This window comes from Micromonospora sp. NPDC003816 (assembly GCF_042874705.1).
In the GTDB taxonomy this organism is placed as follows: domain Bacteria; phylum Actinomycetota; class Actinomycetes; order Mycobacteriales; family Micromonosporaceae; genus Micromonospora.
Genome location: NZ_JBIANP010000002.1, coordinates 126814 through 140808, shown reverse-complemented (window position 1 = coordinate 140808; position 13995 = coordinate 126814). Strand labels below are relative to the sequence as shown.

Below are 13995 nucleotides of genomic sequence, written 5' to 3'. Positions count from 1 at the left end.
TAACAGCATTGCTATCATCCGCGCCCGCGCGATCAACCGGGTGTCATCTCCCGGCGAGCGCGGGCGATCGGGGCCTGCCTGTAGCAGTTTGTCCTACTTGCCCTACCTGCCCGACTGTGACGAGCGCCGCAATTTGGATCATCGGCGATCTCCGGGCACCTGCCGGCCCGCCCGGTTGGGCGAGCCGGCACGCGAGACGGTCAGCCGGCGGTACGCGCCACGCCGACCGGGCAGCTCAGCCCGTTCGGGCCGTGGTTGCAGTAGCCGTTGGGGTTCTTGGTGGGTGCCAAGTACTGCTGGTGATAGTCCTCGGCCAGGAAGTAGTCGCCGAGGCGGCTGATCTCCGTGGTGATCTCGCCCTTGCCGGCGCGGGCCACGATCGGCGCGAACGCCTCCCGGGACGCCTCGGCGGTGGCGAACTGCTCGTCGGTGGTGGTGTAGATCGTCGAGCGGTACTGCGTACCGACGTCGTTGCCCTGGCGCATGCCCTGGGTCGGGTCGTGGTTCTCCCAGAAGACCTTCAGCAGGTCCTCGAAACTGATCGTCGCGGGGTCGTACACGACCTGGACCACCTCGGCGTGCCCTGTCCCGCCGGAGCAGACCTCCTCGTAGGTCGGATTCGGGGTGTACCCACCCGCGTATCCGACGGAGGTGGTGTAGACGCCCGGGAGGGTCCAGAACAACCGCTCGGCACCCCAGAAACACCCCATGCCGAAGACGGCGACCTGCGAGCCCTCGGGAAACGGCCCCTTGAGGGGGGTCCCGAGCACCTCGTGCCGGTCGGCGACCGGCATCGCGATCGCGCGGCCGGGCAGGGCACGGTCAGGAGAGATCATCTCGGCCTTCATGCTGCGGAGGAACACGGTGGAACTCCTTTCGTCCTTCCCCGCGTGCAACACCGGCGGACCCCACTTCCTTACCCGCCCCGCGCGCGGTCAGGCGCCGCCCGGCACGGCGTCCCGCACGCGCTCGGCGTACGCGGTCGCCTCGGCGTCGTCGGCGTAGCGGGTACGCGGCCAGAAGAAGCCCCGCAGACCGTCGCCCTTGGTCCGGGGAACCACGTGGGTGTGCAGGTGCGGCACCGACTGGGACACCTTGTTGTTCATCGCCACGAACGTGCCGCCCGCGCCCAGCCCGGTCTCCACCGCGACGGTGAGTCGCCGGACCAGCCCGAAATAGCCGGCCAGCGACTCCGGCGGCAGGTCGGCGAGGGTGACCAGATGCGTACGGGGCACCACCAGGACGTGCCCCTTGAACACCGGGCGGGTGTCCAGGAACGCCACGCCGTCGGCGGTGTCGACCACCCGGAACGCCGGCACCTCGCCCGCCACGATCCCGCAGAACACACATCCCGCCATCGGCTCAGGTTATGGCCGGCGGCGAAACTCTGCCTGCTGGCCCACCAACAGCATCAGGTGGATCGAGGTAGGTATCCCACTCGTCCTCAGTAACGCCGATCGGGCCGGTCTCGCCGTTCGCCAACCGGGACCGGATGTCCGTCTCCCAGGCGATCGCCCACCCGCACAGCGCCCTGACGTCGTCCTCGCTGAGCCCGTAGGCCATGAACGTCTCGTCATCGAGTTCGCGGACGCCGCCAAGCCGGTCGGCCAACTCCTCCAAGGAGAAGGCGACGGTGTGCCGCGCCCCCAGAGACTCAAGTTCGTGCCAGTTCAGTCGGCCGTTGGCGGCACTGATGTCGATGTAGTCCCGGTGGGCTGCGCGGTCGTGCAGTGCGCGTACCTTGAGTCCGACCGCGTCCTCGAAGGCGAGGACAGGGCCGATGGTGAGTTGCGCGGGTGGCCCGATCGCCTCCTTCAGAAGATCTACCTCGCACGCTGTCGCTTCTGCGGACACCACAAGTCGAGCCATTCGCGGGGTGGCCTCGATTATGCGAGCGGTGAAGCCGGCAGTGACGTAGGCGTCTGCGAGCCGCTCGGCCACCGCCGACAACGACATGTCGGTCGCGGTGGCGAAATCGATGTCTCGTGAGGGTCTGTTGGTCAGCTCGTGCGCTGACAGGGCGTAACCACCTGCGAGAACCAAGCCGAGATCATTGCCGGCTTCGAAGCCAAGGCGCAACAACTGCCGATGCAGTTCGTCCATTGATCAGGTGGCCAACTCTGGGAGCTGTCGCTCCCAGAGGGCAACCAGGCGTCGGGAAGTCAACCGCCGGATCCGGGGCCAGTCGGCGCGCAGCAGAGTGGCGTTGACATAGCGAATAACGTCCTCGCGCTGGCCGCAGTCCAACAACGTGCGGTACAGCGTCAGACGCTGCCGTGCGTCGCTCACATCGAACTCGGTCAGACCGGACCATGCCAGCCGTACCGGCAGGGCGACGTGGCCGTCAGCCGGACCGGTCAGCAGCGACAGCGAGGGCGGGACGCGCTCGGCCGCGCCGATCAGGCGGGATGGCAGGGTCTTGGTCGAGTTCACCCGCCCATTATCGCTCACAGGACGACATGGTGGGCCTGGCGACTCGGTGAGTCGGCTCCCACACGCTGGGACGCGGGGGAGGACTAACGTCTGCGTCATGACCCACGGCTTCGAGACGCTCGCGATCCACGCCGGCCAGGACCCGGAGGCCCGCACCGGCGCGGTGATCCCACCGATATACCAGACCAGCACGTACGCCCAGGACGCCGTCGGTGCGCCCCGGCTCGGATACGAGTACAGCCGTTCCGGCAACCCCACCCGGGACGCGCTCCAGGAGTGCCTGGCCGCGCTGGAGGGCGGGCCGGTCGGTCTCGCCTTCGCCAGCGGTCTGGCCGCCGAGGACACGCTGCTGCGGACCGTCTGCGGCCCCGGCGACCACGTGGTGATCCCGGACGACGCGTACGGCGGCACGTACCGGCTGTTCGCCAAGGTGGCCCAGCGGTGGGGGCTGTCGTACACCCCGGCGAAGGTCTCCGACCCGGACGCCGTCCGGGCCGCGATCCGGCCCGGCACCACCAAGGTGGTCTGGTTGGAGACGCCGACCAACCCGCTGCTCGGCATCGCGGACATCGCCACCCTCGCCGCCGTCGCCCACGACGCCGGGGCGCTGCTGGTGGTGGACAACACGTTCGCCTCGCCGTACCTGCAACAGCCGATCGCTCTCGGCGCGGACGTGGTGGTGCACTCCACCACCAAGTACGTCGGCGGTCACTCCGACGTGGTCGGTGGGGCACTGGTGGCGGCCGACGCCGGGCTCGGCGAGGAACTGCGCTACCACCAGAACGCCATGGGCGCGGTCAACGGCCCGTTCGACGCCTGGTTGACGCTGCGCGGCATCAAGACCCTCGGGGTACGGATGGACCGGCACTGCGACAACGCCGAACGGATCGTCGGCTACCTGGACGGGCACGCCAAGGTGCGCGAGATCCTCTACCCGGGTCTGCCGTCGCACCCCGGTCACGAGGTGGCCGCCAAACAGATGCGCCGGTTCGGCGGCATGATCTCGTTCCGGGCGGCCGGGGGTGAGGAGCACGCCGTCGAGATCTGCAACCGGGCCCGACTCTTCGTGCTCGCGGAGTCCCTCGGCGGGGTGGAATCCCTGATCGAGCACCCGGGCCGGATGACACACGCCAGCGCTGCCGGCTCGCCGCTTGAAGTTCCCTCCGATCTCGTGCGACTGTCTGTCGGCATCGAGACGGTCGAAGACCTGCTCGCCGATCTGGAGCAGGCGCTGGGCTGACCGCTGGCTGGGGAGGGTGGCCGTGCAGGACATCATGCCGACCTGGGTCGGGGCGACCGCCAAACAGATCGCCCGGGGCGTACGGCGGGGCGACGTCTCCGCCACCCAGGTTCTGGCCGACCATCTCGACCACGTCGCGAAGGCCGACGTCGACCTCGCCGCGTTCCGCACGGTACGCGGCGGGGAGGCGGTCGCCGAGGCGGAGAAGGTCGACGAGCAGGAGGACCTGGGCAACCTGCCGCTGGCCGGGGTGCCGGTGGCGGTCAAGGAGAACACCCCGGTGGCCGGGGTGCCCACCTGGAACGGGTCGGCTGCGGCGCGTACCCCGGTGGCCGAGGCCGACCACGAGGTGGTCCGCCGGCTGCGCGGCGCGGGCGCGGTGATCCTCGGCGTCACCCGGATGCCCGAGCTGGGCCTCTGGGGGGTGACCGACGACGGCACCGCGGTCACCCGCAACCCCTGGGACCTGGGGCGTACCCCGGGTGGCTCGTCGGGCGGCGCGGCGGCGGCGGTCGCCGCCGGGCTGGTGCCGATCGCGCACGGCAACGACGGTCTCGGCTCGATCCGCATCCCGGCGGCCTGTTGCGGCCTGGTCGGCCTGAAGCCCGGCCGGGGCGTGGTGCCCTGCCAGCTCGGCGCGGAGGACTGGTTCGGGCTGACCGAGCACGGCATGCTCGCCACCACGGTCGCCGACGCGGCGGTCGGCTTCCAGGTGCTCGCCGGCCGGGCCCAGGAGAAGCTGGTCCCGCCGCAGCGGCTGCGGGTCGGGGTGTCGCTGCGCTCGCCGGTGCGCGGGGTCTCGCCGGACGCGCCGAACCGCGACGCGGTCACCGCCGCCGGTCGGCTGCTCGCCGCCGCCGGGCACGACGCCGTCCCGGCCGACCCGGTCTATCCGACCGCCCTCGGCCTACAGGGCATCGCGACCTGGTTCGCCGCCGCCGCCGCTGACGTGCGGGCCGCCGGGATCGACCGGCGCGACCTGCAACCGCGCAGCCGTCGGCACGTCACGTTCGGGGACTGGGCGTGGCGGCGCGGGTACGTCCGGGAGGCCGACCGGACGGCCTGGCGTGAGCGTTCCATCGGCTTCTTCGCCGACCACTCGGTCGACCTGCTGCTCACCCCGGCGCTGGCCAGCGCCCCGCCGCCGGCCACGAGCTGGTCGGCCCGGTCCTGGCGGGCCAACATGCTGGTGAACATCAGGTACGCCCCGTACGCGGCGCCGTGGAACATCGCCGGCCTGCCCGCCCTGGTGGTCCCGGTGGGCCGTCGCCCGGACGGGTTGCCGCTGGCCGTGCAACTGGTCGGGCCACCCGGGTCGGAACTGCTGCTGCTCGGCGTCGCCGGACAGTTCGAGATGGCGGCACCGTGGACTCGGCACGCTCCCGGTTACCCGCGCGTCGGAACGGGGTCACCGGCCAGCGCGTGATCGTGCGTACCGACGCGGGTGGCTCGGTCGATGTGGCCGGCGCGGCCGGTGGACGCCGGCCGCCGCCGTACCGGACGTGCCCTGGTCTGCGTCTGCGCCGTCCGGGCCGTGGGGAACCCCGGTGGGGCGGGTGGCACGATCGGGGCATGACGGAACTGGTCAGCCTGGACGACGTGCGGGCGGCGCGGGAACTGCTCGCCGAGGTCACCCGCACCACCCCGCTGGAACCCTTCCGCCCGCTTAGCGCGGCGCTCGGCGGGCCGGTCTGGCTCAAGTGCGAGAACTTCCAGCGCGCGGGGTCGTACAAGGTGCGTGGCGCGTACGTGCGGATCTCCCGGCTGTCGGCGGCGGAGCGGGAGCGGGGGGTGGTGGCGGCCAGCGCCGGCAACCACGCGCAGGGGGTGGCTCTCGCCGCCGGCCTGGTCGGCGCGCACTCCACCGTCTTCATGCCGGTCAACGCGCCGCTGCCGAAGGTGGTGGCCACCAAGGGGTACGGCGCCCGGGTGGAGCTGGTCGGTGCCACGGTGGACGAATCCCTGGTGGCCGCGCAGACGTACGCGGAGCGCACCGGCGCGGTGCTGATCCACCCGTTCGACCATCGGGACGTGATCGCCGGCCAGGGCACCGTGGCACTGGAGATCCTGGAGCAGTGCCCCGAGGTCAGGACGATCGTCACCGGGGTGGGCGGCGGCGGCCTGGTCTCCGGGATGGCGGTGGCCGCCAAGGCGTTGCGCCCCGACGTCCGGGTGATCGGGGTCCAGGCGGCGGGCGCGGCGGCCTTCCCGCCGTCACTGGTGGCCGGCGAGCCGGTACGCCTGCCCGACTTCTCCACCATCGCCGACGGCATCGCGGTCGGTCGGCCCGGTGACGTCACCTTCACCCACGTCCGCAAGCTCGTCGACGAGATCGTCACGGTCACCGAGGAGGACATCTCCCGGGCGCTGCTGATGCTGTTGGAGCGCGGCAAGCAGGTGGTGGAGCCGGCCGGCGCGGTGGGGGTGGCCGCGTTGCTGGCCGGTGCGGTCGAGGTGGAGCCGCCGGTGGTGGCGGTCCTCTCCGGGGGCAACATCGATCCGCTGCTGATGCTGCGGGTGATCGAGCACGGGCTGGCGGCGGCCGGACGATACCTGCGGGTGACGGTCCGCTGCTCCGACCGGCCAGGGCAGCTCGCCTCGCTGCTGCGGCAGATCGCCGAACACCGGGCCAACGTGGTGGACGTGGAGCACCAGCGGGCCCACCCGCACCTACGCCTCGGTGAGGTCGAGGTGGCGCTGTCGGTGGAGACCCGGGGTGTGGAGCACTCGGACACACTGATCAGTGCGTTGCGGGCCAGCGGCTACCAGGTCTCGATCGCGCCAGAGGCGTGACACCGCCAGGTGTCACGCCTCTGGGTTGGTGGAACGGCCGACCTCTGTCGGTCGGCGGGTGGCTCAGCCGGAGAAGGGCTCGAAGCTGACCACGGTCACCTTGATGTCCGCGCCGCTGGGCGCGGTGTAGGTGCAGGCCTGACCCGCCTTGCCGCCCAGGATCGCCTGGCCGAGGGCCGACTCGGGGCTGTAGACGGTGAGATCGGTGGTCGAGGAGATCTCACGGGACCCGAGCAGGAAGGTCTCTGTGTCGTCGGCGTCGTCGTCGAAGTAGATCGTCACGACCATCCCGGGAGCCACGGCGTCGACGGTCGGTGCCTCACCGACCTGGGCCGTGCGGAGCAGCTCCTTCAGGTAGAGGATGCGCCCCTCGGCCTTGCCCTGCTCCTCACGGGCGGCGTGGTAGCCGCCGTTCTCGCGTAGGTCACCTTCCTCGCGCCGCGCGTTGATCTCGGCGGCGATGACCGGCCGGTTGGCGATCAACTCGTCGAGCTCGGCCTTCAGGCGGTCGTAGGCGTCCTGGGACAGCCAGGTGGCGGGCGCCTCGTTGCCATTGGACACAGGCGGTCCTCCTCGGTTGTGCGGGCTGGCTGACAGGTGAACCTCCAAGTTACCAGTGCCCTACGACAAGGAGTGTCGGTGATCACGCTGGTGCGGCCGGCGACCCCGGGTCGCCGGGTGACCTTCCCGCCGCAGGCCGGGTGCGTACGGCCTGCCGTCGGACCGGGTCCGGCCCGTCGTCAGGAGCGGGTCCGGGCCGCCGTTCCGGGTGGGTCCGGTGCCACTTCCGGTGGGCTCAGGCCGCCGGGCGGCAGCGGACGACCTCGCCGATGAAGGGGCGGGCACTGGTGGCGAGAGAGTGCCGGACGGTGACGCTGCGCTGCCCGTCGGCGGCGGTCACCGGGACCTCCTCGCGGGCCACCTCCGCCCCGGCGTGGTCCCGGGCCCGCAGGGCGCAGACCGCCGAGCCGCCCGCCGGCAGGTTCACCCGGAAGTTGACCACCACCTGCTGGTCGGTGATCTCGCCGTAGGTGATCACCTGGGCGTCGTAGGCCGGGTCGCCGTACTGCCGGTAGAGCCGGAACGAGACGGCGGTGAGCGCCACCAGCACGGTGACCACCAGCAGCGTGGTCAGCAGCCGCCGACGTCGGCCGGGCGTACGACGGCGGCCGTACCGGCCGGGCGGGAACACCGGCGCGGTCGATGCAGATGTGGCGTGCGTCTCGGTCACCGGCGGGTATCTCCTGGCGTCGTTGTCGGGCCCATCGGCAAGAATGGCAGAGCGCCGTCGTTCCTGTCCGACTGGGCATTGCTGCAACTGGCACTGCTTGTCCATGGGGCACTGCCTCCGACCGAGGCACTGCTGGTTCCTGGGGTCAAATATGACAGGCCGGCACGGGCCGGGACCGCGACGGGGGAGGATTCCGGCAGGTCAACGGTGTGGCCGGTGGCCCACCGGTGGGCAGAGACGAGGAGCGCCGACCGTGGCAGAACAACTCCGGCTCATGGCCGTGCACGCGCACCCAGACGACGAGTCGAGCAAGGGCGCCGCGACCACGGCCAAGTACGTCGCCGAGGGGGTGGACGTGCTCGTCGTGACCTGCACCGGCGGCGAGCGGGGCAGCGTGCTCAACCCCAAGTTGGACCGGCCCGAGGTGTGGGCCAACATCGCCGACATCCGTCGGGCGGAGATGGACGCGGCCCGCGCCATCCTCGGCGTCGAGCAGGCCTGGCTGGGCTTCGTCGACTCGGGCCTGCCCGAGGGTGACCCGTTGCCGCCGTTGCCCGAGGGCTGCTTCGCCCTCCAGGACGTCGAGGTGGCCGCCGGTCCGCTGGTACGCCTGATGCGGCAGTTCCGTCCGCACGTGGTCACCACGTACGACGAGGAGGGCGGCTACCCGCACCCGGACCACATCATGTGCCACCGGATCAGCGTGGCGGCCTTCGAGGCGGCCGGTGACCCGGAGCGCTACCCCGAGCTGGGCGAGCCGTGGCAGCCGCTCAAGCTCTACTACGACATCGGGTTCTCCAAGGGCAAGATCCTCGCCCTGCACGAGGCGATCCTGGCCACCGGCGTCGCCGAGTCGCCGTACGCGGAGTGGATCAACCGTTGGGAGGACCGGCCGGACAAGGGCCCCCGGATCACCACCCGGGTGGAGTGCGCCGAGTACTTCCCGGTCCGCGACGACGCGCTGCGCGCCCACGCCACCCAGGTCGACCCGGACGGCTTCTGGTTCCAGGTGCCGATGGACCTGCAACGGCGGGCCTGGCCGACGGAGGACTTCCAACTCGTACGCTCGCTGGTCGACTCCCCGCTGCCCGAGTCGGACCTGTTCGCGGGCATCCGGGAGACGGCCCATGCCCGCTGATCCGGCGGCGGGCTACGCTGGTCGGACATCGCACTCCGGAGGAATCCCATGTTGACCGCTGCTCAGGTGCTCGCCCAGAACAATTTCGGGGACACCCGCACGGGGGGCCTCGCCGGTCCGATGGGCCTGTTCCTCATCCTCGTCCTGGGCACCGCCACCGTGCTGCTGATCCGCAACATGAACGCCCGGCTGCGCCGGTTGCCCGACCATTTCCCCGGTCAGGAGCCCGCCGCCGAGTCGGGCACCACGCAGCGAACGGTCGGTGATCCGACAGATGAGAACGTGATGCTGGATTCATCCGGTGACGCTCCCAACCGGCGCCAGCAGCGTCGCGACGGCTGATCGGGGCATGATTCACGCTTAACCGGATGGTCGCCCCCTGTTGCGACCATCCGGTTTGGCTTAGCCTTCCGCCGGGAGGACCAGACGTCCTCATGCCGTGCGCGGGAGGGGGCGCCGATGACCATCGCAGTCGTTGACACCCTCCGTGCGCCCTGTTCCCGCCCGACGGGAGTGGGTCGGTGACCTCCGGCAGGGCCGGTCATCCGATCGATCGGCCCGAGGGCCGTCGCACCCCGCTCAGGGTGCACCTGCTGACGGCCGCCGTCGTCCTCACCGCCGTGGTGGCCGCCGTGGTGGGGCTCAGCGTGCCGGTCGGGCTGCCGGCCGACGACCCGTTCGGGCCGTACGGCGGGCTGACCCGTTTCGGCATCGCGGTCGCACTCTTCGCACTGTCGCAGTTGGCCCGGCTACGGTTCCGGGCCGCCGCCGGAGTGGTCTCCCTCACCTGGGCCGAGGCCGCACTGATCGTCTGCCTCTATCTGGTGCCGCCCGGATGGCTGCCGGGCGCGGCCCTGATCGGCATGCTGCTGGCCTGGACGATCCTGTCCGTGGTGGACGAGGGCAGGTCCACCTGGGACGTCGTGCGCATCGCCGCGTCGCAGACCGCCGCCGTCGCCCTCGCCGTGTCGGTCACCACCTCGCTGGGCGAGCCGCTGCTGGCCGCCCCGACCCCGGCCCTCGCCCTCGTCCTCGCCGCCGGCGCCCTCACGTACCTGCTGGCCGGTGCCGGGCTGGGCGGCGTGACGCTGGCGCTGCGGCACGACATGTCGATCGGGCGCCCGCTGCTGGCCGCGTTGCGGGGCAAGCTGCTGATGTTCGTCGGCAACGTGGTGGCCGCTCTGCTCGTGGTGGCCCTGATCGAGTTCGATCCACGGTGGCTGGTGCTGCTGCCCGCCCCGCTGTGGCTGCTCCACCAGACCTATCGGCAACGGCTGCGCGACGAGCGCGAACGGCGTACGTGGCGGTCGTTGGCGGAGGCGACGGCGGCGCTCAACCAGCTCGACGAGCGCGGCGTGGCGACCGCCGGGGTGACCGGTGCGCTCACCGTGTTCGAGGCGGAACTCGTGGACGTGGAGGTGGTCCGGGGCGACGGCCGCTGGCGCCGCTACCGGGGCGATCCCAGCGGTCAGGTAACCGACCGGGAGATCGCGCCCCCCGGCGACGACGAGCCCGGTCCGGACGAACTGCTCCGAGAGCTGTCGGTCGGCGAGCACCGGGTCGGTCGACTACGGCTCCGGCTGCCCCGGACGGCTCCGGCCTCCGGCCGGGAACGGTACGCGCTGGTCACCTTCGCCGAGGCGCTGTCCGCCGCCCTGCACGACGCGGCCACCCACCGTGAGCTGCGGGTGGTCACCGCGCGTTCCTCGTACGAGGCGGTGCACGATCCGCTGACCGGGCTGGCCAACCGCACGGCCATGCTGGGCCAGGGCGACCATGCGCTGCGGAAACTCGGGCACGACCACCCGGTGGCACTGCTGTTGCTCGACATCGACCAGTTCAAGGAGGTCAACGACACGCTCGGGCACGCCGCCGGCGACCAGCTCCTGCGGTTGACCGCCAACCGGCTGTGCACCCTGACCCGCAGCGGCGACCTGCTCGCCCGGCTCGGCGGCGACGAGTTCGCGTTGCTGCTGACCTCGGTTCCGGTGCTCGGCGACCGCACCGCCCCGATGGCGTACGCGTTGCGCCAGGCCCGGGAGATCACCGAGCGGCTGGCCGCGCCGACCGAGGTGGCCGGGGTACGGATGTCGGTCGAGGTGTCCGTGGGCGTGGTGGTGGCGTCGGCCGGCGCCGCCGACCTGACCGAGCTGATGCGCCGGGCCGACATAGCGATGTACCAGGCCAAGGCCGGTGGCGGCAGCGTGGCGGCGTACGACAGCTCCCGGGACGGGGCCAGCACCGACCAGCTCGCCCTGCTCGCCGAGCTGCGTGAGGCGTTGCTGACCGACGATCAGCTCGTGCTGGTGTTGCAGCCGGCCGTGGACCTGGCCACCGGCGCACCGACCGGGGTGGAGGCACTGATCCGCTGGCGGCACCCGCGCCGGGGCTGGCTCGGTCCGGCCGACTTCATCCGGCCGGTGGAGAACAGCGAGCAGTTGGGCACCTTCACCCGGTACGTGCTGGACAAGGCGCTCGGGGTGGCGGCCGGCTGGGCCCGGGAGGGCCTGGACATCCCGATCTCGGTCAACCTCTCCGCCCGCAGCCTGCTCGACCACCGCCTGCCGGCGGAGATCGCCGACGCGCTACGCCGGCACCAGGTCCCGGCCGACCGGCTGGTGCTGGAGATCACCGAGACCGTGGTGATGAGCGAGCTGGAGATCATCGACCAGGTGCTCACCACGCTGCGGTCGATGGGCGTGCAACTGGCCGTGGACGACTTCGGCACCGGCTTCTCCTCGCTGGCCTTCCTCACCCGGATCCCGGTCGACGAGTTGAAGGTGGACCGGTCGTTCGTGCTCCGGATGGCGGATTCGCCGGAGGCGGCGGCGATCGTCCGCAGTACCGTCGGGCTCGCCCACGAGCTGGGGCTACGGGTGGTGGCCGAGGGCGTGGAGACCGCCGCCCAGCGGTCGGCCCTGGCCGAGTTGGGCTGCACCGCCGCCCAGGGCTACCACTTCTTCAAGCCGATGCCCGCCGACAAGATCGGTGCGGTCCTCGGCTCGCTGTCCCGACAGAGCCCCACCAACGTCCTGCCGCTGCGCGCCGACGGCGCCTCCTGACCCCGACCCGGCCGCCCGGCTGGATATGGTCGTCGGGTGAACCGACTCGCGGATGCCACCAGCCCGTACCTCCTCCAGCACGCGGACAACCCGGTCGACTGGTGGCCCTGGTGCGAGGAGGCGTTCGCCGAGGCGAAGCGACGTGACGTGCCGGTGCTCATCTCGGTCGGTTACTCCGCCTGTCACTGGTGTCACGTCATGGCGCACGAGTCGTTCGAGGACGCGGGCGTCGGCACGCTGCTGAACGAGGGTTTCGTGTCGATCAAGGTGGACCGCGAGGAGCGGCCCGACGTCGACGCCGTCTACATGACCGCCACCCAGGCGATGACCGGCCAGGGTGGCTGGCCGATGACGGTCTTCGCCACCCCGGACGGCACCCCGTTCTTCTGCGGGACGTACTTCCCCCGCGCGAACTTCGTCCGGTTGCTGGAGTCGATCGGCACCGCCTGGCGGGACCAGCGCGACGCCGTACTGCGTCAGGGTGCCGCGGTGGTGGAGGCGATCGGCGGCGCCCAGGCCGTCGGCGGGCCCACCGCCCCGCTCACCGCCGACCTGCTCGACGCCGCCGCCGACCAACTGGCCGACGAGTACGACGAGCGGCACGGTGGCTTCGGCGGCGCCCCCAAGTTCCCGCCGCACATGAACCTGCTCTTCCTGCTGCGGCACCACCAGCGCACCGGCTCGGCGCGGAGCCTGGAGATCGTCCGGCACACCTGCGAGGCGATGGCCCGGGGCGGTCTCCACGACCAGCTCGCCGGCGGCTTCGCCCGGTACGCGGTGGACGAGCACTGGACCGTGCCGCACTTCGAGAAGATGCTCTACGACAACGCCCTGCTGCTGCGGGTCTACACGCAGCTCTGGCGGCTCACCGGTGACGCGTTGGCGCTGCGGGTGGCCCGGGACGTCGCCCGGTTCCTCGCCGACGAGCTGCACCGCCCCGGCCAGGGCTTCGCCTCGGCGCTGGACGCGGACACCGAGGGTGTCGAAGGGCTCACGTACGCCTGGACCCCGGCCCAACTGCTCGAGGCGCTCGGCGAGGAGGACGGCCGCTGGGCCGCCGACCTCTTCGCGGTCACCGAGACCGGCACCTTCGAACACGGCAAGAGCGTGCTCCGGCTGGCCCGGGACGTCGACGACGCCGACCCGGAGGTCCGCGCCCGCTGGCAGGACGTGATCCGCCGGCTGCTGGCCGTGCGCGACACCCGACCGCAGCCGGCCCGCGACGACAAGGTGGTGGCCGCCTGGAACGGGCTGGCCGTCACCGCGCTCGCCGAGTTCGTCCGGCTCGTCGAGACCTCCGGCCGGATCGGCACCGAGGGGGAGGCGAACCTGCTCGACGGCGTCGTCATCGTCGCCGACGGCGCGATGCGGCAGACCGCCGAGCACCTGGCCCGGGTGCACGTGGTGGACGGGCGACTGCGCCGCGCCTCACGGGACGGCCGCGTGGGGGAGCCGGCCGGCGTACTGGAGGACTACGGCTGTGTGGCCGAGGCGTTCTGCGCCATGCACCAGGTCACCGGTGAGGGGCGGTGGCTGGAGCTGGCCGGCGAACTGCTCGACGCCGCCCTGACGCACTTCGCCGCACCCGGGGGTGCGTTCTACGACACCGCCGACGACGCGGAGCGGCTGGTGGCCCGGCCCGCCGACCCGACCGACAACGCCACCCCCTCCGGCCGTTCCGCCATCGTCGCCGCCCTGGTCAGCTACGCGGCGTTGACCGGGGAGAACCGGTACCGGGAGGCGGCCGAGGCGGCGTTGGCCACCGTCGCGCCGATCGTCGGGCGGCACGCCCGGTTCACCGGGTACGCGGCCACCGTGGGCGAGGCGCTGCTCGCCGGCCCCTCCGAGATCGCGGTGGTGACCGGGGACCCGACGAACGATCCGCTGGTCGCGGCGGCGTACCGGCACGCCCCACCCGGTGCGGTGATCGTCGCCGGGCAGCCCGACCAGCCGGGGGTGCCGCTGCTGGCCGGCCGGCCGCTGCTCGACGGCGGGCCTGCCGCGTACGTCTGCCGGGGTTTCGTCTGCCAACGGCCGGTGAGCGGCGTCGACGACCTGGTGGCGCAACTGCGGTGACACCGGTGTCCGCCGACCGGCA

At 71.9% G+C, this 13995-nt stretch carries 13 protein-coding genes; 7 read left to right on the top strand and 6 right to left on the bottom strand.

From position 1 onward, the window contains the following. Positions 1 to 200: 200 nt before the first annotated feature. The 4 genes from msrA to ACFYTT_RS06855 all read right to left on the bottom strand — a co-directional run bounded on the left by msrA (position 201) and on the right by ACFYTT_RS06855 (position 2433). Positions 201 to 863 (bottom strand): peptide-methionine (S)-S-oxide reductase MsrA, encoded by a 663-nt coding sequence (gene msrA, locus ACFYTT_RS06870; RefSeq protein WP_387258013.1) that lies wholly within the window; start codon positions 861 to 863, stop codon positions 201 to 203. 72 nt (positions 864 to 935) lie between these two features. Then, entirely contained in the window at positions 936 to 1358 is a 423-nt protein-coding gene (locus ACFYTT_RS06865; RefSeq protein ID WP_131053548.1) for an HIT family protein, read from the bottom strand. Positions 1359 to 1362: 4 nt separating this feature from the next. Next, positions 1363 to 2103: a nucleotidyl transferase AbiEii/AbiGii toxin family protein gene (locus tag ACFYTT_RS06860; protein WP_176092594.1), complete on the bottom strand. Its 741-nt coding sequence runs from the start codon at positions 2101 to 2103 to the stop codon at positions 1363 to 1365. Between the two features lie 3 nt (positions 2104 to 2106). Beyond that, a complete protein-coding gene (locus ACFYTT_RS06855) occupies positions 2107 to 2433 on the bottom strand; it encodes a hypothetical protein (protein WP_387258012.1) in 327 nt (108 codons plus the stop codon). 97 nt (positions 2434 to 2530) lie between these two features. Between ACFYTT_RS06855 and ACFYTT_RS06850 the strand changes: the two genes are divergently transcribed. The 3 genes from ACFYTT_RS06850 (at position 2531) to ilvA (ending at position 6466) form a co-directional block, all read left to right on the top strand. Further along, the gene (locus ACFYTT_RS06850; RefSeq protein WP_387258011.1) at positions 2531 to 3673 is read left to right on the top strand and encodes a cystathionine gamma-synthase; all 1143 of its coding nucleotides are present in this window, start codon (positions 2531 to 2533) and stop codon (positions 3671 to 3673) included. A gap of 16 nt (positions 3674 to 3689) precedes the next feature. After that, on the top strand, positions 3690 to 5099 hold the full coding sequence (locus ACFYTT_RS06845) for an amidase (protein ID WP_176092597.1): 1410 nt from the start codon (positions 3690 to 3692) through the stop codon (positions 5097 to 5099). Between the two features lie 146 nt (positions 5100 to 5245). Further along, complete coding sequence (gene ilvA, locus ACFYTT_RS06840) at positions 5246 to 6466, top strand: threonine ammonia-lyase (protein ID WP_131053386.1); 1221 nt, start codon at positions 5246 to 5248, stop codon at positions 6464 to 6466. Between the two features lie 63 nt (positions 6467 to 6529). Here ilvA and greA read toward each other — a convergent pair whose 3' ends face one another. Both greA and ACFYTT_RS06830 read right to left on the bottom strand, forming a co-directional pair. Further along, positions 6530 to 7027, bottom strand: coding sequence for a transcription elongation factor GreA (gene greA, locus ACFYTT_RS06835; protein WP_131053387.1), 498 nt, complete (start codon positions 7025 to 7027; stop codon positions 6530 to 6532). Positions 7028 to 7262: 235 nt separating this feature from the next. Further along, the gene (locus tag ACFYTT_RS06830) at positions 7263 to 7697 is read right to left on the bottom strand and encodes a DUF4307 domain-containing protein (protein WP_131053388.1); all 435 of its coding nucleotides are present in this window, start codon (positions 7695 to 7697) and stop codon (positions 7263 to 7265) included. A 253-nt stretch (positions 7698 to 7950) separates the two neighbouring features. On the opposite strand from ACFYTT_RS06830, the gene mca reads away from it, so the two are divergent. From mca to ACFYTT_RS06810, 4 genes are all read left to right on the top strand, one after another. Then, entirely contained in the window at positions 7951 to 8835 is an 885-nt protein-coding gene (mca, locus tag ACFYTT_RS06825; protein WP_131053389.1) for a mycothiol conjugate amidase Mca, read from the top strand. A 48-nt stretch (positions 8836 to 8883) separates the two neighbouring features. Next, the gene (locus tag ACFYTT_RS06820; protein WP_131053390.1) at positions 8884 to 9177 is read left to right on the top strand and encodes a hypothetical protein; all 294 of its coding nucleotides are present in this window, start codon (positions 8884 to 8886) and stop codon (positions 9175 to 9177) included. Positions 9178 to 9356: 179 nt separating this feature from the next. Then, complete coding sequence (locus ACFYTT_RS06815) at positions 9357 to 11897, top strand: putative bifunctional diguanylate cyclase/phosphodiesterase (RefSeq protein ID WP_387258010.1); 2541 nt, start codon at positions 9357 to 9359, stop codon at positions 11895 to 11897. 36 nt (positions 11898 to 11933) lie between these two features. Beyond that, positions 11934 to 13973, top strand: coding sequence for a thioredoxin domain-containing protein (locus ACFYTT_RS06810; RefSeq protein ID WP_387258009.1), 2040 nt, complete (start codon positions 11934 to 11936; stop codon positions 13971 to 13973). Positions 13974 to 13995: the final 22 nt, after the last annotated feature.

Coding starts and splice junctions, on each gene's coding strand:
- ACFYTT_RS06865 (WP_131053548.1), bottom strand. CDS start 1,358: ATGGCGGGATGTGTGTTCTGCGGGATCGTGGCGGGCGAGGTGCCGGCG.
- ACFYTT_RS06860 (WP_176092594.1), bottom strand. CDS start 2,103: ATGGACGAACTGCATCGGCAGTTGTTGCGCCTTGGCTTCGAAGCCGGC.
- ACFYTT_RS06850 (WP_387258011.1), top strand. CDS start 2,531: ATGACCCACGGCTTCGAGACGCTCGCGATCCACGCCGGCCAGGACCCG.
- ilvA (WP_131053386.1), top strand. CDS start 5,246: ATGACGGAACTGGTCAGCCTGGACGACGTGCGGGCGGCGCGGGAACTG.
- ACFYTT_RS06820 (WP_131053390.1), top strand. CDS start 8,884: ATGTTGACCGCTGCTCAGGTGCTCGCCCAGAACAATTTCGGGGACACC.